The following is a 17,942-nucleotide window of genomic DNA, read 5'->3' on the forward strand; positions in this document are numbered from 1 at the left end:
TCAGCGGTTAGGCTCGCAGCATGACGGTGGCCGCCTCCCGGCCACTGCGACATGTCGACGAGATGGGGCGGGACGAGCACGTGAAGTCCACATTCGCCGGGCTGGACCTGGGCAACGACGAGTTCGCAGGAGTCCTGTCGACGTCGTTGACACGGGTCGAGGACCTGCTGATGGCCGAGTTGTCGTCGGGGGACGAGATCATGACCGAGGCCGCCACACATCTGGCGCGCGCCGGGGGCAAGCGGTTCCGGCCGATGTTCGCGATCCTCGCGTCGCGTTTCGGCGCACGGCCCGACGCCGACGAGGTGATCACCTCGGCGACCGTCGTCGAGATGATCCATCTCGCGACGCTGTACCACGACGACGTGATGGACGAGGCTCCGATGCGCCGTGGCGCGGCCAGTGCGAACTCGCGGTGGAGCAACAGCGTGGCCATCCTCTCCGGCGACTTCCTCTTCGCGCGTGCCTCCCGTCTGGTGTCCACACTCGGGCCGGATGCCGTGCGGATCATCGCCGAGACCTTCGCCGAACTCGTCACCGGCCAGATGCGGGAGACCGTCGGCGCCCAGGGAGCCGATCCCATCGATCACTACCTGCGGGTGGTGTGGGAGAAGACCGGATCCCTGATCGCGGCGGCGGGCCGATTCGGCGCGATGGCCTCCGATGCCACACCCGACGACGTCGAGCGCCTGTCGAAGCTCGGCGACATCATCGGCACCGCCTTCCAGGTGTCCGACGACATCATCGACATCAGTTCCGCCAGTGGTGATTCCGGCAAGACGCCGGGTACCGACCTGCGTGAGGGCGTGCACACGTTGCCGGTGCTCTACGCCCTGCGTGGCGACGACGCGGCCGCGGGCCGGTTGTCGGAGCTGCTGCTCGACCCGGCGACCGGGCAGCCGAAGCCGGTCACCGACGACGCGGTGGTCGCCGAGGCCATCGATATCCTCGGTGATTCGGCGGGCATGGCCGCGGCCAATGATCGTCTCCGCGCGTACGCCGACGAAGCCCACGGGGTGCTCGCCGAACTGCCGCAGGGGCCTGCGCACGACGCGCTGTCGTCGCTGGTCGGCTACACCATCGAGCGCACCGGCTAGGTCCGCGCCTACCCGCCCGGAAACTCTGCCGACGATCCGTTCGTTTGGAAGAGTGAACGCAGCATCGCCGATGCCGGTGAGCGCGGTGAGAGGTAGGGCATATGCATTTCAACGGTCTCAAGACCGCGGCTCTGATGGGCTTGATGTCGGCGATCATCGTCGGTATCGGCGCGGCATTCCGCAACCCGACCATCCTGGTGGTGGCGATCCTGTTCGCCGTCGGGACCAACGCCTACGTGTACTTCAACTCGGCCAAGCTGGCATTGCGGTCCATGCACGCCCAGCCGGTCACCGAGGTGGAGGCGCCGGTTCTCTACCGGATCGTCCGTGAACTGGCGACCGAGGCGAAACAGCCCATGCCCGCGCTCTATATCAGCCCCACCGAATCGCCGAATGCCTTTGCGACGGGCCGTAATCCGCAGCACGCGGCGGTGTGCTGCACCGCGGGCATCCTCCGGCTGCTGAACGAGCGGGAGCTCCGTGCGGTGCTGGCGCACGAACTGTCGCACGTCTACAACCGCGACATCCTGATCTCGTCGGTGGCCGGTGCGATGGCGGCCGTCATCACCGGTATCGCGCAGTTCGCGTTCTTCCTCGGCGGCAACCGCAACGGCGGACCCGGGATCATCGGCGTCCTGGCGATCAGCCTCCTCGGTCCGATCGCCGCGACCCTGATCAAGATGTCGGTGTCGCGGTCGCGGGAGTATCAGGCCGACGAGTCCGGCGCGAAACTCTCCGGCGACCCGCTCGCACTGGCGTCCGCGCTGGCGAAGATCTCCGGCGGCATCGACCAGGCGCCGCTGGCCCAGACCCCGCAACTGGAGTCGCAGTCGCACCTGATGATCTCCAACCCGTTCCGTGGAGCCGGGATGGCGAAGATGTTCTCCACGCACCCGCCGACGCAGGACCGCATCGCGCGTCTGCAGGAGATGGCGCGACGCGGCCCGAACGTCTAGCGGGCCTCGACTATCGGTAGTTGACGAACTGCAGGGCGATCCCGAAATCCTCGCCCTTGAGAAGCGCGATGACCGCCTGCAGGTCGTCGCGCTTCTTGCTCGACACCCGCAGCTCGTCGCCCTGGATCTGCGCCTTGACACCCTTGGGTCCCTCGTCGCGGATCTTCTTGGAGATCTTCTTCGCGTGATCGGAATCGATGCCCTCGACGACCTTGCCGGAGATCTTGTAGGTCTTGCCGGAGGCGGAGACCTCGCCCGCGTCGAAGGCCTTCAGCGAGATGTCCCGACGGATCAGCTTCTCCTTGAAGACCTCGAGGCCCGCCTGCGCGCGCTCCTCGGCATCGGAGGTGATCACGATGGTCTCCTCGCCGGACCAGTCGATGGTCGTGTTGGTCCCGCGGAAGTCGTACCGCTGCGACAGCTCCTTGGCCGCCTGGTTGAGTGCGTTGTCGACCTCCTGGCGGTCGACCTTGCTCACCACGTCGAACGATGAATCAGCCATGTCGACAGGGTAGTCGGTGCGCGCGCCGGATCAGCGCAGCCGGGCGATGATCGCGGCGAGGGCGCGCAGATCGTCGGTGCTCGGCTCGATGAAGGTGAAGTAGGAGATACCGGTTTCACGCCGGATCTCCAGGATGCGATCGGCCACCTCGTCGACGCTGCCGTGCAGAAGGTTCGGTGACCGGAGCAGCGTGGCCTCGTCGGCCTCCGGGTTGGCGCCGACCAGTACGCCGGTGTCCGCGGGCCGGCCGACGGCCAGATCGAAGACGATGACGTTGAGTTCGAGATCGTCGAAGCGGGTGCCGGCCTGCTCACGCACGAACGCGACACGATCGCGGGCGGTCTCCAGATCGGGGAGATTCGCGAAGCCCACGATGTCGGCTGAGCGGGCGGCCAGCGACAGCACCCGGTCACGCACACCCGCGATCATGATCGGTGCGGGTTTCTGGACGAAGGCCGGAACGTGGTCGGGGTCGGCGATCGCAGTGCGGAGGCGATCGACGACCTCGGCCAAATGGTCGACCCGGCGGCCCGGGCGTTCGAACGGCAGTCCCGCCGCCGTGAACTCGTCCTCGACGTACCCGGCGCCCAGACCGATCTCCAGGCGCCCACCGGTCAGTTGGTCGACGGTCGCGAGATCGCGGGCGAGCAACACGGGCCGATAGAAACCCGCGTTCAGCACAAAGGTCCCGACCCGTAGATCGGGTGCCGCGGCGGCTGCCGCCACGAGAGCGGGGAGCGGACCGATGAGCCCGAGATGGTCGGGCACGAGCACCACATCGGCGCCCGTGTCGGCGACGGCGCGCACCTGATCGGTGAACTCCGAACCGCTTCCCGTTCCCATCAGATTGACGCCGAAGCGCAGTTCCTTGGTCATGCCGGATGCAGCGTCCGTGGGTCCCGCAGGCTTCCCCGGACGACGAACCGATTGCGGCGGTTCATCGAGAGTTCACATCGGCGCCGTCCTGAGCTGCCGGTTTGCGCGGAACAGGCCTGTTCGTTGTATTCTTTGCGGCGTTGTTCTTACGTCCGCGAGACCGGACGCGAGGGCGGCACGGCAGGTTGCCCGAGCGGCCAAAGGGAGCGGACTGTAAATCCGTCGCGCAAGCTACATAGGTTCGAATCCTATACCTGCCACAACGTTGTTTCCCGCCGTCTCCTCGGCGCTCACCACCGGTCGCGACCTGCGATTTGGTGAGCGCCAGGAATGGTGTGTAACCTCGTTAAGGCTCTCGAGCCGGGAACATCCCGGTCCGGGTACGCCCCCTTAGCTCAGTCGGCAGAGCGTTTCCATGGTAAGGAAAAGGTCGACGGTTCGATTCCGTCAGGGGGCTCGCTGGACCTCTGAGTCCACATGGCGGTGTAGCTCAGCTGGTTAGAGCGCACGACTCATAATCGTGAGGTCGAGGGATCGAGTCCCTCCACCGCTACACACGGTGCCGACCGTTCGGCGCCGAGGACCGCTGGGCCGGCACGCACCACGCGTACCGCGCCTGCCAGGAACCACCGAAAGAAGGCAACGAAGTGGCCTCCTCCACAGATGTACGCCCCAAGATCACCTTGGCGTGCGAGGTGTGCAAGCACCGCAACTACATCACCAAGAAGAATCGTCGTAACGATCCCGATCGCCTGGAGCTGAAGAAGTTCTGCCCGAACTGCGGCAAGCATCAGGGTCACAAGGAATCGCGCTGACCTCTGAGTCGGACAGCCCCCACGGGGGACACACACGGGCTGCCTCATCCGAGGCGGCCCGTCTGCGTTGCAGCGGGAGTGCGGTACGCACGTCGGTGCGATGGTCGGGGGATGTTGTACAGCCCAACCCAAGGAGTGACCTACCGATGACCGCCACGGTGACCACCGAAGAACTCGCGCGCAGGCTCGCGGCCTTCAAGGCCGGGGAGAAACTGTCGCCGGAGGAGATCGCGGCGCAGACGGCAGAACTCGTCGGCTACCACTACACCGTCGACGACTACTACGAGATCGGTCGCGAAGAGGTCCGCAAGCACGCGCTCGCGGTGCAGGACGCCCACCCCACCCACTGGAGTGAGGCCGCAGCCCGCGAGATGGGCCACGACTCCCTGATCGCCGCGCCCACCTTCGTCTCGGTGCTCGGCATCATCGCGCAGCGGAAGCTCTTCGAAGAAGTGATCATCGGCTACGACCTGTGGCAGATCATGCAGACCGATCAGCGACTCATCTACCACCAGCCCATGAAGGTCGGCGATCAGCTGATCTGTGACGTGTCGCTGGACTCCTTCCGCCACGTCACCAGCCCCGAGATGGTCGACCTGATGGTCACCAAGAACGTCATCTGGAATCAGCACGGCGAGCCGGTCATGACGACCTACACGTCGCTGGCGGCACGCCCCGGACTGGAGATCGATCCGGAGCTCGCCTCCTCGCTCGACCACGTGATGATGAAGATCGACAAGCCCGGTGACTCGGGCAAGACCGTGGACCGCTCCGACATCGAGAAGAGCGACGGCGACCCCACCCAGTCGCCCGGTGCCTACGCCGCCGTCGACTTCGACACCCTGACCGTCGGGCAGGAACTCGAGCCCAAGCGCTTCGAGGTCACCCGCGGCAACCTGGTGAACTACGCGGGCGTCGCGAGCGACCCCAACCCCATCCACTTCTCCGACGTCGTCATCTCGGCTGCCGGTATGGAAGGTGTTGTCGCGCACGGTATGCAGACGATGGGCCTGGGCGCCAGCTTCATCTCCGAGTTCGTCGGCGACCCGGCCGCGTTCTGCGAATACAACGTGCGCTTCACCAGCCCGCTGTACGTCCCGGCCGACGGCAGCGCCGAACTGGACTTCACCGGCAAGGTCAAGTCCCTCGACCCGGAGACCCGGCGCGGCACCATCACCATCGTCGCCAAGCAGGGCGACCGGAAGATCTTCGGCCGCGCGCAGGCCGTCGTGCAGTTCAACTGATCTTCTCCGGCAGAGGTTGCTCTTTGACGCGGTGAGCGCGTCAAAGCGCAACCTTTGTCAGCGGCGGAACCAGCCGCGCCGACCGTGCCGTCGAAGAGGAATGAACGGCAACGACGCGGTGCGGCGTCATCTCGCAGCCTGTGACGGCATCATCACCATGGCCGAGGCAAACGAGCGCGGCCTCAGCAGGCACGCCGTCCAGCGCCTGCTGATCTCCGGTGCGTGGGTTGCCGAGGCCCGTGGTGTCTACCGGGCCGACGACCATCCGCGCACTCCGCGAGCGCGCCTACGAATCGCGATTGCCTCGTCCGGGCAGTCGGCTGTACTCGCCGGTTCGTCTGCCGCGTGGTGGCATCAGTTGGTCGCCGATTTCCCATCACGATTGACGGTGATCTCCCGGACCCGCAGCCGGCACGGCAACGTTCGCCCCGGTGTTGCCGTACGTCATCAACGACTGTTCGACGCCGACATCGAGCTCGTCGACGGACTGCGCGTCACCGCCGTCGCTCTGACGATCCTCGACTCGGCGGCGCAGGCCGGGGTGCAGATCATGGACAACGCCCTGTTGCGGGAACGGGTGACCGTCGAGCAACTGATCGACACCTGGTCCCGCTATCCGGGGCGGATCGGAGCGGGTACAACGCGGCAGTTGATCGACGCCCTGGGATCGGGTGCGCGGTCCGAGGCCGAACGGATCACGGTCCGGATCTTCCGCTCGGGCGGCATCACCGGCTGGTACGCCAATGAGATCGTCGACGGGCGGGTCCACGACTTCGTGTTCCCGGAGTCGAAGCTCATCGTCGAGATCGATGGTTTCGCGTTCCACCGAGACGCGGCGACGTTCCAGCGCGACCGAACCAAACGGAACGCGCTCCTTGCGCGCGGGTGGTCGGTGCTGAACTTCACCTGGGACGACATCACTCGACGGCCCCACGACGTGCTCGCCTCTGTGCGCGCCGCACTGGCAAAGGTTGCTGTTTGACGCGCGTACCGCGTCAAAGGGCAACCTCTGTACGTCACGCGACGCGGCTGCGGACCGCGAAGGCCGCGCAGCCGATGACGGCCAGCCCGCCGACGATCAGCGCGGGTGACAGCGATTCGCCGAGGAGCAGCACGGCCCAGAGCACCGACAGGATCGGCTGCACCAGTTGCACCTGGCTGACCGTGGACATCGGGCCGATGGCGAGTCCGCGGTACCAGGCGAAGAACCCGAGGAACATGCTCACCGCGCAGAGGTAGGCGAAGGCCGTCCACTGTCCGGCGGTCGCGTGCGGGGGATGGGTGCCCATCTGGACCGCGCTGAGCACGATCATCACCGGCGCGGCCTGGATGAGGGCCCAGCTGATCGTCTGCCAGGCGCCGAGTCGCCGCGCCATTCGTCCGCCCTGTGCGTAGCCCACCGCGGCCAGGACGACCGCGCCGAACAGGTAGGCGTCCGACGGTGTCGGCGACGTCAGCGACCCGTGCGCGGCGACGGTGAACCCGACGGTGGCCACCGCACCCGCGGCCGCACCGAACCAGAAGCGGCGCTGCGGGCGTTCGTGGGTGAGCAGCACCGCGACGACCGCGGTCGCCGCCGGCAGCAGTCCGATGACGACGGCCGCGTGGCCCGCGTCGGAGTCGCGCATGGCGACGGAGGTGAGGATCGGGAAGCCGGCGACCACACCGACGGTGACGGGGAGCAATCCCAGCCATTCGCGCCACGACGGCACATGGGCGCGGGCGACGGCGAGGACCACTCCGGCGAGCAGGGCGGCGACCACGGCGCGACCGCAGCCGATGAGAAGCGGGTCGAGTCCGCGGACCGCGATCCGGGTGAGGGGAATGGTGAGCGAGAACGCCGCGACCCCGACGAATCCCCAGCCGATCCCGGCCGGTCGCGGAGCATCGCCGCGGTTCGTCGGCGCTGATAGCGGTCGAGAACGAAGGCCGATAGCGCTACTATTCATATTCATGTCCGACGATAGCAGTGACCGGATCGCGCGTCATTTGCGTTCTCTGGCCGCAGAGTCCAAGCCGGGGGATAGGCTGCCGTCGACCCGTGAACTGGCCGCCCGGTTCGGCGCGGGGCCGGTCACCGTGCAGCGTGCGCTGGCGCGACTGGTCGCCGACGGTGTCGTCGAAACACGATCAGGGACGGGCACTTTCGTTCGCGACCGGTCGTCGGTGCAGCGGCCGTCCGATGTGTCCTGGCAGACCGCGGCACTCGGGGCCGAGCGGTGGCCGGGACCCGTCGTCGGCTCGAGCATGCGGGACGTCGGCGCCGGGACGATCGCCATGAGTACCGGCTACCCCGATCCGGAATTGCTACTCACGCGTGAAGTGCGCGCCGCCTTCGGGCGCGTCGCCCGCCGCGACGACCTGAGGCGTCCGCCGACCGCGGGACTACCGGCATTGCGCCGCTGGTTCGCCGACGAACTCGGCGGTGGTCGCCGGGAGACCGACGTGCTGATCGCCTCCGGCGGGCAGGCCGCCATCGCGGCGACCTTCCGCGCACTGGCGTCCCCGGGGGACGCGATCGTCATGGAGTCACCGACGTACTGGGGTGCGATCGCGGCGGCACGGCAAGCGGGACTGACCATTGTCCCGGTGCCGCGTGTCGACGGTGCGCCACGCGCCGCGGATCTCGACGCGGCATTCGCCTCGTCGGGTGCGCGCCTGGCCTATGTCCAACCGGTGTACGCGAATCCGACGGGCGCCGTCTGGAGCAGCGGGCAGCGTGCCGCGGTGCTCGACGTGGCGCGGGCACACCGGGCCTTTCTCGTCGAGGACGACTGGGCGCGGGATCTCTCGTTCGACGGCCCGGCGCCGCCGCCCCTGGCATGCGACGACCCCGACGGTCACGTCATCTACATCCGCTCGCTGACCAAGAGCCTGGCACTGACGGTGCGGGTGGCGGCACTGATCGCCCGCGGACCCGCGCGTGCCCGCATCGAGACCGCGCTGACGGTCTCCGACCTGTACGTCGCGCCGATCCTGCAGGCCGTCGCCATCGATGTGGTGAGCACACCCGCCTGGCGCACCCACCTGACCCGGCTGGGCAGGGAATTGCTCACCCGCCGGGACGCGCTCGTCGCGGCGGTGACCGAGCACGTGCCCGACGCCCGGATCGTCGGGCTGCCGCGGGGTGGACTGAACCTCTGGCTGGAGCTGCCTGCCACCGGTTCCGACGGGCTGCCCGCCGACGCCGACCGGGTGGCCGCACGCGCGCTGGCCGCCGGTTTGGCCATCTCACCGGGCGGTGAGTGGTTTCCCGCCGAACCCACCGGAGCGTTCGTCCGGATGAACTTCTCCGTCGAACCGGCCGACCGTTATGCCGACGCGGCGGGCATCCTCGCGACGGCCCTCTAGACTGGTCGGTGCGCGGGTGGACGGAAACGAACGGTGGCCGCAGCAAGAGGTCGCCGGGGAACCGTTTTGGGTCAGGTGCCCGCGGTGCTCTACACTGAAGTGTCTGATCGACTCTTGACTTGCGCGCCGCCCATAGGGTGGCGCGTTGGTTGTGTAAGGAGCCGATCGCCAGTGGTCACCGATGTGGCCGCAAAGGGGCGTAGCTCAACTGGCAGAGCAGCGGTCTCCAAAACCGCAGGTTGCAGGTTCAAGTCCTGTCGCCCCTGCCCTGGTGAGGGCACACGTTGACGAGAGGACCTCGAAGGTGAGCAAGCGAGATCGAGCCGCCCGTGCCAAGGGATCCGCGGAGGACTCCGCGGACTCCGTGGTTGACGAGCTCGAGGGTCGCGGCGACGCCGCGGGCGACGACGGCACTGCCGAACTCCGGCCGTCCGGCAAGCGCTCGTCTCGAAGTCGTCGGTCGGCGGGTGCCCCCGCTGCCGACGGCGACGCGGATGCCGGCAAGGCGTCCGCGGTAGCCGTCAAGGAACGCAAGAAGAAGGCAACCGCCGGGGAGAGCCGGAATCCGTTCGTGCGGATCTGGGTCTTCCTGACACAGGTCGTCGCCGAACTGAAAAAGGTCATCTGGCCGACGCGCAAAGAGATGATCACGTACACCATCGTGGTCCTGATCTTCGTGATCATCATGACCGCTTTCATCTCCGGCATCGACCTGGGATTTGCCAAGTTGGTCCTCTGGTTGTTCGGCTGACCGGCCGAACCGCCGCGGGTGACCGCCGAGGACCGAACCGACAGAGGAGCGTGGGCTGCAGTGAGCACCCCGGAGAACGAGATCGACGCAACGGTGGATGACGCAGCGGCAGACGTGGCGGTTTCCGGCGAGTCACTGGACGAGACCACGGACCCGGGCGTCGAGGCGCAGGTCGACGCCGCTATCGACGACGAAGCCGCCGTCGACGGTGGCGAGGACGCGGTGCAGGCAGCTGCCGATGCCGAGGTCGTCGCCGATGCCGACGAGGCCGCCGAGCAGGCGCCCGAGGAAGACGTCGATCCCGCCGAGGAACTCCGCAAGCAGCTGCGTCGCGCACCGGGCGACTGGTACGTGATCCACAGCTATGCCGGGTACGAGAACAAGGTCAAGGCCAACCTCGAGACCCGCGTGCAGAACCTCGACGTCGGCGACTACATCTTCCAGGTCGAGGTGCCGACCGAAGAGGTCACCGAGATCAAGAACGGCCAGCCGAAGAAGGTCAACCGCAAGGTGCTGCCGGGGTACATCCTGGTGCGCATGGATCTCAACGACGAGTCGTGGGGCGCCGTGCGCAACACCCCGGGTGTCACCGGTTTCGTCGGCATGACCTCGAAGCCGTCGCCGCTGTCGCTCGACGAGGTGATGCAGTTCCTGATGCCGCGCACCGAGCCGAAGAAGGCTGCGGCGGCGAAGGCCTCCGACGGTGGCGTCGAAGCGGCTGCGGCCGCCGCGACGGCAGTCGTCGAGGTGGATTTCGAGGTCGGCGAGTCGGTCACCGTCATGGACGGCCCGTTCGCGACGCTGCCCGCATCGATCAGCGAGGTCAATGCCGAGCAGCGCAAGGTCAAGGTTCTCGTGTCGATCTTCGGTCGCGAGACACCGGTCGAGTTGAACTTCAACCAGGTCGAAAAGATCTGACGCGAGTCATATGCCGTGAGAACGGCCTGTGACACAAAGACTTTCACGTCTCCAGCGGGCGTGAATCTGCAAGGAACACCAAAGGAACAGTAGAGATGCCTCCCAAGAAGAAGAAGATCGCCGGGATCATCAAGCTCCAGATCCAGGCGGGCCAGGCCAACCCGGCGCCGCCCGTGGGTCCGGCGCTCGGTCAGCACGGCGTGAACATCATGGAGTTCTGCAAGGCGTACAACGCCGCGACAGAATCCCAGCGCGGCAACGTGATCCCGGTCGAGATCTTCGTGTACGAAGACCGGTCCTTCGACTTCAAGTTGAAGACCCCGCCGGCCGCGAAGCTGCTGCTGAAGGCCGCAGGCCTGCAGAAGGGCTCCGGCGAGCCGCACAGCAACAAGGTCGGCAAGGTCACCATGGACCAGGTCAAGGAAATCGCCAAGACCAAGGCCGAGGACCTCAACGCCAACGACGTCGATCAGGCCGCGAAGATCATCGCAGGTACTGCTCGCTCGATGGGTATCACCGTCGAAGGCTGACGCCTCCCGGTGATCGAGTAGTCACGAGCCGTCAGGCGAGTGACGTATCGAGATCCGAGATCCACCCCAGTGGGAGGGCCGGCTCGGCCCAGCAACCACGAACCCGAATCATCATCAACGGAGAAGAACAGAGCAATGGCACAGAAGAGCAAGGCCTACCGCGCCGCAGCGGAGAAGGTCGACAAGGACAAGCTGTACAGCCCGCTGGAAGCTGCACAGCTCGCCAAGGACACGTCGTCGAAGAACGCCGATTCGACCGTCGAGGTCGCGATCCGTCTGGGCGTCGACCCGCGCAAGGCGGACCAGATGGTCCGCGGCACCGTCAACCTGCCGCACGGCACCGGTAAGACCGCCCGCGTCATCGTGTTCGCCGCAGGCGACAAGGCCGCCGAGGCCGAGGCCGCAGGCGCCGACGCCGTGGGCGCCGAGGATCTCATCGAGAAGATCCAGGGCGGCTGGCTGGAGTTCGACGCCGCGATCGCGACGCCGGATCAGATGGCCAAGGTCGGCCGTATCGCGCGTGTCCTGGGTCCGCGTGGCCTGATGCCGAACCCGAAGACCGGCACCGTGACCACCGACGTCACCAAGGCCGTCAACGACATCAAGGGCGGCAAGATCAACTTCCGCGTCGACAAGGCCGCCAACCTGCACTTCGTGATCGGCAAGGCGTCCTTCGACGCCAAGTCGCTGGCCGAGAACTACGGCGCGGCGTACGACGAGATCATGCGTGCGAAGCCGTCGGCCGCCAAGGGCCGCTACGTCAAGAAGGTCACCGTCTCGACCACCACGGGCCCGGGCATCCCGGTCGACCCGCAGGTCACCCGCAACTTCGCGGACGAGCCGCAGGCCTGACAGCCGGCCCGAACGACCACGAACCCCCGATCGCCGCGCAGGTGGTCGGGGGTTCGTTCGTCTCGGCCGACAGGCCGGTCACTTGAGCCAGTCGTTGCCGGCCAGGCCCAGCGAGGCGATGTCCAGCGACGGCCGGACCGACGATGCGGGCGCCAGGCCGTGCCGTTCCAGCACGCTGCGCAGAATCTCGGCGGCGTCGATGTTCAGGGGACTCGACACCCACATCGAGTACGGCAGATTCACGAAGCGGTTCTCGCGGACGGCCGTCAGGTTGCGGCTGGCCGGGTTGGCGCGCAGGGCCGCGATCTTCTGCTCCACGGATTGTCCCGGGTAGTCGACGAACACGATCATGTCGGGATCCGCGGTGGTGATCCGCTCCCAACTGATCGCGGTCCAGGTGTCCTGGACGTCCTCGGTGGCGTTGCGTGCACCCGCGGCGTCGATGATGCCCTGGGGCCCTCCGAAGGCGCCGGAGGAGTAGATGGTGTCGGAGACGCTGTCGAAGACGAAAACCGTTGGCTTCTTGGCAGGTTGGGGCGCCGACCGCAGTGCCTGCAGCCGCTTCTTCACGTCGTCGGCCGCCGCCGCGCCCCGCTCCGGCCGTCCGGTGATGGTGCCGATCGTCCGGAGGTCGGTGTCGAGGGCGGTCCACGGATCCATGGTGCCGCGCCGTGCCTCACCGTCGGTCTGGCGGCATGCCTCCGACAGTTGGTAGACGTCGATGCCATGGGTGGAGAGGATCTCGGGTGTGATGCCGCGCGATTCGCTCATGCCGTAGTTGTATCCGGCGAAGAGCACCTGGGGTTTCGCGCCGACGATGTTCTCCAGCGTCGGCTGCTGCGCGGTGACCTCCGTCAAAGTGTCGACCTGGGAACCGTATTCGAGACGCAGCACCGCTTTGTCGCGGGCCAAGGAGCTGACCGCGACGATGTTGTCACGTGCACCGGCGGCGAGGGCGATCGCGATCATTCCGCCGTCGTTGACGAACAGCCGGTCGAGCGGCTGTTCGTAGGTGACCTCGCGGCCGCAGTTCGTCACGGTGACCGTGTCGCCGGATGTCGTTGTGGCCGTGCCGCATCCGGTGGTGATCCCGAGGCCGATGACGGCGGCGACGAGCGGGATGCGGCGAGACATGGTGGTGGTCACGGGATGTCCTTCGGATCGGTGGGTGCGAGATCGGTGAGCAACAGGTGCGGCCGACCGGTGACCGGATGATCGACGACGACTCCGGACACGTCGAACACCGAGGCGAGCACCGCGGGTGTCAGGACGTCCGCGGGTGGACCGTGATCGATGATCCGGCCGTCGAAAACCACTGCGACGGTATCGAAGTGGCGAAGCGTCAGGTCGAGGTCGTGCATGGCCGCGACGACGGTCGAGTGCAGGCTGTCGAGGATCGTCATCAGACGGAGCCGCCACGCGGCGTCGAGGTGATTCGTGGGTTCGTCGAGAACCAGGATCGGTGTCTCCTGGGCGAAGGCCCGGGCGAGGAGGACACGGTGGCGCTCGCCGCCGGAGAGCCGGGAGCACGGCCGGTCGTCCCAGCCCTCGAGTCCGGCCCGGACCATGGCGGCTCGCACGATCTCGTCATCGCCGCTGCGGCTGCCCGACCACGCCGAGCGATAGGGTGTCCGGCCCAAACCGACCGCCTCGGCGACTGTCAGTTCGGCCGACGGATGTTCCTCCTGCCCGACGACGGCGATCATCGAGGCGCGGGAGCGGGCGGACATTCCCCGAAGATCGTCGTCGCCGACGAGAACCGTTCCGGCACTTGCGGGTTCCAGACCGGACAGGGTGCGCAGGAGAGTGCTCTTGCCGGATCCGTTGGGGCCGACGACCGCGAGACGGGTACCGGCGGGCACGTCGAGGTTCACCCCGGAGAGGATGGTGCGGGAGCCACGCCGGCATCGAAGATCGCTGGCGCGCAACCGCATCGACGATCCGCCGGTATGGCCGGTCATGAGCCGAACTCGTAGTGTCTGCGTCCCATCAGGAAGACGAAGATCGGTGCGCCGACGAGTCCGGTGACGATCCCCAGCGGCATCTCGCGGGGTGAGGCGGCGACGCGTGAGATGACGTCCACCCACACGAGGAAGAGCGCGCCCCCGCAGACGGCCACCGGGATCATCGCGCGATGGGTGGCACCCACCAGCAGTCGGGCCGCATGCGGGACCACGAGTCCGACGAAGCCGATTCCGCCGGCGACGGCAACCATGACGCCGACCAGAATGCCCTGCACCACGAACAGGCCCGTGCGCATCGCGCGCACGGGCACGCCGAGCGATGTGGCGGTGTCGGTGCCCGCGGCGTACGCGTCGAGCCACGAGTGGATGCCGAGCATGGCCGCAATGGAGACCGCGGCGACCACGCCGGCGATCTGCACCTTGGCCCAGGTGGCTCCGGCGACACTGCCGAGCATCCAGAACATGACGTTGTCGGCGGCGTTCGGATCCGACGCGGTGAAGACGAGCAGCGAGGACAGCGCCATGAAGGCCGCGGACAGCACCACGCCGGCGAGGATCAGGCGCAGAGCGGTCAGCCCGCCCTGGGCGCGCGCGACGGCGTAGACGATAGCCGACGCCGCCAATGCGCCGATCAGCGCGCCGCCGGACAGCGCCCACACGCCGAGGCCGGAGAACACGCCGAGGGTGATGACCGCGGTGGCACCGACGGTCGCGCCCGCCGACACCCCGAGCAGATAGGGCTCGGCGAGTGGATTACGGACGAGTGCCTGCATGACCGCGCCCGCGAGCGCGAGACCGGCCCCGACGATCGCGGCGAGGACCGAGCGGGGCAGCCGGAGATCCCAGATGATGACCGCGTGCGCGGAGTCGACATCGGCGCCGCGTATCCGGCCGATGACGGTATGCCAGACGTCGGCGATGGGGATGGTCTCGGCGCCGAAGGCGGTCGCGACGACGATGCTCACCGCGGTGAGTACGAGCAGAGCCACGGTGAGGCGCACGGAGGAGACACGTCGCACCGTTGTGCCGGTGGCGTTGAGCGTGGCGTCGCGGGGACGACGGGGCACGGGTGAGCACCGCTTTCAGGTCTGGTATCTGTGCGCGAGATACACGATGGACTCGAGCGAGAGCGGCAGGTATTCGGACTCGGGGTCAACCGGTTCCCGGCGCCTTCCCGGGTGTCCTCACCCAGTGGCCGGCTCGTGAGCCGTTCGGTGGTGACACCGATGCCGGGGCCGTCTCCCATACCGCTGCGCGCCAGTCCTGGAATCTCACCAGGTTCCCTGACACCCACCTTCGCGGGTGCGACCGTTCTCAGGCGTCAGGCTAGCAGGACCGTCGGGATCGGTGACGGTCACATCTGGTCACCGACGATCTCGCGCAGCGCCGCGATGTGTCCGGCGTAGGCGGTCCGGCCTGCCGGGGTCAGGCGTGCCCGGACGGTGCGGCGGCGACCCGTCGGCACACGCTCGGTGGTCAGGTAGCCGGCGTCGCCCAGGGTGGTCAATTGCTTGGACAGGGCCGAATCGGACAGTCCCAGTGTCTCTTTCAGGAATGCGAAGTCGGCCCAGTCGGCGGCCGCGAGAGTGGCCATGAGCGACAGCCGGGTACTGGGGTGGATGAGATCGTCGAAGCGCGCCGCGGTTCCGGCGCCACTGGTGTCGGCGGTCATGCGCCCAGCCGGTGGCGCAGGATGCCGAAGACCTGTGGTCCGCCGAAGCCGACGATCGGTGCGACGACGGCCGACGCCCAGAGCGTCGGATGCCCGGTCCCGTCGGCGGACAGCGCGAACGCGGCGCCGATGGTCAGCAGCACCGCCAGGAAGAGTACGAGGATGACGATGGCCGGGATGCGCCGATCGGTCACCGATCGATCGACCTGAAGGCGGGTGCTGCGACGGCGTCCGTCCAGCAATCGGCTCGCGACGGCGGCATGTGCGGCGCCGAAGACCAGGGTCGCGATCGCGACGATCCACGCGTTGGTGAATTCTCCGATCACGCCGAGGATCAGCCAGCCGGCGGCCATGGCCCACCAGTACGCGCCGGGCAGGCCGATCTCGTCGGTCACGTGCTTGCGGGCGCGCTCGACGCTGTCGAGGGCGGCGCGCGCCGCCTCGGGTGTCATGTCGGTCATGGGATGCCCTTCTAGGGTGTGGCTGCGATTATTTACTTTCCTGATTGGAAAGTAACCTTCCACTTTCCTGATAGGAAAGTCAAGGGTGATCCGGCACCGGACATGAGCAGAAAGTGGATTCGTGGTGCTACGACGCGCGATCTCGCCGGCTTTCGGATACACCTGAAGTGGTCGGAGAGTGCGGCGCGGCACGGTGGCGCACGGGCGACGAGAGGGGCGGAACCGATGGACACACGGGGCACCAAGCTGGCGATCATCGGTGCGGGAGCGGTCGGGACCGCCATCGCCTACGCGTCACTCATCCGGGGTGTGGCGCGCACCGTCGCCCTGATGGACATCAACGCGGCGAAGATCCGGGCCGAAGTGCTGGACCTGTCCCACGGTCTGGAATTCCTGCCCCGTGCGGACATCGTCGGCAGCGACGACGTCGCGGTGTGCGCGGGTGCCGACGTCGTGGTGGTCACCGCGGGCGCCAAACAGAAGCCGGGTCAGTCGCGACTGGAACTGGCCGAGGCCACCATCGGACTGACGCGCACGATCATGCCCGGCCTCCTGGAGGTCGCGCCGAACGCGGTCTACGTCATGGTGACCAACCCCGTCGACATCGTCACCTACGCGGCGCTGACATACAGTGGGCTGCCGCGCAATCAGCTGTTCGGCTCGGGCACCGTCCTCGATTCGTCGCGCCTGCGCATACTCATCTCCCAATTCACCGGCGTCGCGGTGCAGAACGTCCACGCCTACATCGCGGGTGAACACGGCGACTCCGAGATCCCTCTCTGGAGTTCGGCGACCATCGGCGGTGTGCCGTTGCTGGAGTGGACGCCGCTGCCCGGACGACCCGCGCTCGACGAGCAGGAGCGCGCGCGGATCCGGCATGAGGTCGTCACCTCCGCCTACCAGATCATCGAGGGCAAGGGCGCCACCAATTACGCGATCGGCCTCGCCGCCACCCGTATCGTCGAGGCGATTCTCGACGACGAACATCGGGTGCTGCCGGTGTCCACCATCGCCACCGGCATCGAGGGGTTCGATGACGTCTGTCTGTCGCTGCCCTCGCTGGTGGACCGCTCGGGCTGCGGGCGGCGCCTGGAGGTGCCGCTCTCGGAGAGTGAACGCGACGGCCTCCTGTCATCGGCGCAGACATTGCGTGCCATGCAGAAACAGTTCGGCCTCTGAGTCGGCGGGCCGGGTGTCGGTGATCCGTGGTTGGCTGGGCGGGTGACTTCGTTCGGACCCGGTCGCGGGCGCTTCGTGCACCGGCTCACGGTCGCCTCCGATGCGCCCTCCGGCCGATACCCGTTCGATCTGCCCGTGGTCCGGTCGCTGGTCGCGTCGAACGGCCTGCTTCTCGGTGGTGGTGTCACCTTCCTCGTCGGCGAGAACGGCAGCGGGAAATCGACGCTCATCGAAGCACTGGCCGTGGCGCTGGGAATGAATCCGGAGGGCGGCAGTCAGCACTTCCGGTTCGCCACGCGGGCAACCGAATCCGAGCTCGGGGAATTCATCGATCTCACGTGGGGCCCGGCCAAGCCGCGCAGCCGGTTCTTCCTGCGCGCCGAGTCGTACTACAACGTCGCATCCGAGACCGAGGCGCTCGGCGACAAGCAGCTCGCCGTCCTCGACGGGATCTCGCCCCATGAGCAATCGCACGGCGAATCCTTCGTCCATCTGATCCGCCAACGATTCTTTCCCGGTGGTCTGTACGTGATGGACGAGCCGGAGGCGGCGCTGTCGGTGCGGGGCTGCTTGTCGGTGCTGGCGCTATTGGCCGAGCTCGTCGACGACGGATGCCAGCTGATCGTCGCCACCCACTCGCCGATCCTGCTCGCGCTGCCCGGCGCCACGATTCTGGAGATCGACGACGACGGCGACATCGCCGAGATGGGACTGGTGCACGGTTAGGTGACATCTGATCTGGCTTGCCCCGGGAGGGCGGCCTGGAAGGATGAC

20 protein-coding genes, 4 tRNA genes and 1 riboswitch are annotated in these 17,942 nt (G+C 67.4%); of the genes, 16 read left to right on the forward strand and 8 right to left on the reverse strand.

What is annotated here, in order from left to right:
• The first annotated feature begins 80 nt into the window (after positions 1-80).
• Together AC4JJG_RS11705 and htpX are read left to right on the forward strand one after the other, a co-directional pair.
• Complete coding sequence (locus tag AC4JJG_RS11705; protein WP_495401391.1) at positions 81-1,097, forward strand: polyprenyl synthetase family protein; 1,017 nt, start codon at positions 81-83, stop codon at positions 1,095-1,097.
• A 101-nt stretch (positions 1,098-1,198) separates the two neighbouring features.
• On the forward strand, positions 1,199-2,053 hold the full coding sequence (gene htpX / locus AC4JJG_RS11710; protein ID WP_495401355.1) for a zinc metalloprotease HtpX: 855 nt from the start codon (positions 1,199-1,201) through the stop codon (positions 2,051-2,053).
• 10 nt (positions 2,054-2,063) lie between these two features.
• Here the strand turns inward: htpX and AC4JJG_RS11715 are convergent, their stop codons facing one another.
• Together AC4JJG_RS11715 and AC4JJG_RS11720 are read right to left on the reverse strand one after the other, a co-directional pair.
• Entirely contained in the window at positions 2,064-2,555 is a 492-nt protein-coding gene (locus AC4JJG_RS11715) for a YajQ family cyclic di-GMP-binding protein (protein ID WP_495401356.1), read from the reverse strand.
• 30 nt (positions 2,556-2,585) lie between these two features.
• Positions 2,586-3,431 (reverse strand): TIGR03621 family F420-dependent LLM class oxidoreductase, encoded by an 846-nt coding sequence (locus AC4JJG_RS11720; RefSeq protein WP_495401357.1) that lies wholly within the window; start codon positions 3,429-3,431, stop codon positions 2,586-2,588.
• A 179-nt stretch (positions 3,432-3,610) separates the two neighbouring features.
• On the opposite strand from AC4JJG_RS11720, the gene AC4JJG_RS11725 reads away from it, so the two are divergent.
• The 6 genes from AC4JJG_RS11725 to AC4JJG_RS11750 all read left to right on the forward strand — a co-directional run bounded on the left by AC4JJG_RS11725 (position 3,611) and on the right by AC4JJG_RS11750 (position 6,472).
• Positions 3,611-3,691, forward strand: a tRNA-Tyr gene (locus AC4JJG_RS11725).
• A gap of 124 nt (positions 3,692-3,815) precedes the next feature.
• A tRNA-Thr gene (locus AC4JJG_RS11730) sits at positions 3,816-3,888 on the forward strand.
• A 22-nt stretch (positions 3,889-3,910) separates the two neighbouring features.
• A tRNA-Met gene (locus AC4JJG_RS11735) sits at positions 3,911-3,984 on the forward strand.
• Between the two features lie 94 nt (positions 3,985-4,078).
• Positions 4,079-4,246 carry a 50S ribosomal protein L33 gene (gene rpmG, locus AC4JJG_RS11740; protein ID WP_495401358.1) on the forward strand — a complete coding sequence of 56 codons (168 nt, stop codon included), beginning with the start codon at positions 4,079-4,081 and terminating at the stop codon, positions 4,244-4,246.
• A 146-nt stretch (positions 4,247-4,392) separates the two neighbouring features.
• On the forward strand, positions 4,393-5,490 hold the full coding sequence (locus AC4JJG_RS11745) for a fused (3R)-hydroxyacyl-ACP dehydratase subunits HadA/HadB (protein ID WP_495401359.1): 1,098 nt from the start codon (positions 4,393-4,395) through the stop codon (positions 5,488-5,490).
• A 100-nt stretch (positions 5,491-5,590) separates the two neighbouring features.
• Positions 5,591-6,472, forward strand: coding sequence for a DUF559 domain-containing protein (locus tag AC4JJG_RS11750; protein ID WP_495401360.1), 882 nt, complete (start codon positions 5,591-5,593; stop codon positions 6,470-6,472).
• 34 nt (positions 6,473-6,506) lie between these two features.
• On the opposite strand, the gene AC4JJG_RS11755 is transcribed toward AC4JJG_RS11750, so the two are convergent.
• Positions 6,507-7,445 (reverse strand): DMT family transporter, encoded by a 939-nt coding sequence (locus AC4JJG_RS11755; protein ID WP_495401361.1) that lies wholly within the window; start codon positions 7,443-7,445, stop codon positions 6,507-6,509.
• Between AC4JJG_RS11755 and AC4JJG_RS11760 the strand changes: the two genes are divergently transcribed.
• From AC4JJG_RS11760 to rplA, 6 genes are all read left to right on the forward strand, one after another.
• Positions 7,444-8,841, forward strand: a complete 1,398-nt coding sequence (locus AC4JJG_RS11760; RefSeq protein ID WP_495401362.1) for an aminotransferase-like domain-containing protein — start codon at positions 7,444-7,446, stop codon at positions 8,839-8,841. The two genes, AC4JJG_RS11755 and AC4JJG_RS11760, sit on opposite strands and share 2 nt — an antisense overlap.
• A 193-nt stretch (positions 8,842-9,034) precedes the next feature.
• Positions 9,035-9,107, forward strand: a tRNA-Trp gene (locus AC4JJG_RS11765).
• Positions 9,108-9,145: 38 nt separating this feature from the next.
• Positions 9,146-9,592, forward strand: coding sequence for a preprotein translocase subunit SecE (gene secE / locus AC4JJG_RS11770; protein ID WP_495401363.1), 447 nt, complete (start codon positions 9,146-9,148; stop codon positions 9,590-9,592).
• A 60-nt stretch (positions 9,593-9,652) separates the two neighbouring features.
• Positions 9,653-10,510, forward strand: coding sequence for a transcription termination/antitermination protein NusG (nusG, locus tag AC4JJG_RS11775; protein WP_495401364.1), 858 nt, complete (start codon positions 9,653-9,655; stop codon positions 10,508-10,510).
• 95 nt (positions 10,511-10,605) lie between these two features.
• Positions 10,606-11,040, forward strand: a complete 435-nt coding sequence (gene rplK, locus AC4JJG_RS11780; protein ID WP_495401365.1) for a 50S ribosomal protein L11 — start codon at positions 10,606-10,608, stop codon at positions 11,038-11,040.
• A gap of 135 nt (positions 11,041-11,175) precedes the next feature.
• Positions 11,176-11,892 (forward strand): 50S ribosomal protein L1, encoded by a 717-nt coding sequence (rplA, locus tag AC4JJG_RS11785; RefSeq protein ID WP_495401366.1) that lies wholly within the window; start codon positions 11,176-11,178, stop codon positions 11,890-11,892.
• A 78-nt stretch (positions 11,893-11,970) separates the two neighbouring features.
• Here rplA and AC4JJG_RS11790 read toward each other — a convergent pair whose 3' ends face one another.
• The 5 genes from AC4JJG_RS11790 to AC4JJG_RS11810 form a co-directional block, all read right to left on the reverse strand.
• Positions 11,971-13,026: an ABC transporter substrate-binding protein gene (locus AC4JJG_RS11790; RefSeq protein WP_495401392.1), complete on the reverse strand. Its 1,056-nt coding sequence runs from the start codon at positions 13,024-13,026 to the stop codon at positions 11,971-11,973.
• A gap of 8 nt (positions 13,027-13,034) precedes the next feature.
• On the reverse strand, positions 13,035-13,853 hold the full coding sequence (locus AC4JJG_RS11795; RefSeq protein ID WP_495401367.1) for an ABC transporter ATP-binding protein: 819 nt from the start codon (positions 13,851-13,853) through the stop codon (positions 13,035-13,037).
• On the reverse strand, positions 13,850-14,923 hold the full coding sequence (locus AC4JJG_RS11800; RefSeq protein WP_495401368.1) for a FecCD family ABC transporter permease: 1,074 nt from the start codon (positions 14,921-14,923) through the stop codon (positions 13,850-13,852). The genes AC4JJG_RS11795 and AC4JJG_RS11800 overlap by 4 nt, the downstream gene beginning before the upstream one ends.
• A gap of 47 nt (positions 14,924-14,970) precedes the next feature.
• A riboswitch (cobalamin riboswitch) is annotated at positions 14,971-15,184 on the reverse strand.
• Positions 15,185-15,210: 26 nt separating this feature from the next.
• On the reverse strand, positions 15,211-15,528 hold the full coding sequence (locus AC4JJG_RS11805; RefSeq protein WP_495401369.1) for a transcriptional regulator: 318 nt from the start codon (positions 15,526-15,528) through the stop codon (positions 15,211-15,213).
• A complete protein-coding gene (locus tag AC4JJG_RS11810) occupies positions 15,525-15,989 on the reverse strand; it encodes a hypothetical protein (RefSeq protein WP_495401370.1) in 465 nt (154 codons plus the stop codon). The genes AC4JJG_RS11805 and AC4JJG_RS11810 overlap by 4 nt, the downstream gene beginning before the upstream one ends.
• A gap of 225 nt (positions 15,990-16,214) precedes the next feature.
• On the opposite strand from AC4JJG_RS11810, the gene AC4JJG_RS11815 reads away from it, so the two are divergent.
• Positions 16,215-17,168, forward strand: coding sequence for an L-lactate dehydrogenase (locus tag AC4JJG_RS11815; RefSeq protein WP_495401371.1), 954 nt, complete (start codon positions 16,215-16,217; stop codon positions 17,166-17,168).
• A 42-nt stretch (positions 17,169-17,210) separates the two neighbouring features.
• Positions 17,211-17,894 (forward strand): AAA family ATPase, encoded by a 684-nt coding sequence (locus tag AC4JJG_RS11820; protein ID WP_495401372.1) that lies wholly within the window; start codon positions 17,211-17,213, stop codon positions 17,892-17,894.
• The last annotated feature ends 48 nt before the right edge of the window (positions 17,895-17,942 follow it).

The organism is Gordonia sp. B8661-1 (genome assembly GCF_059427765.1).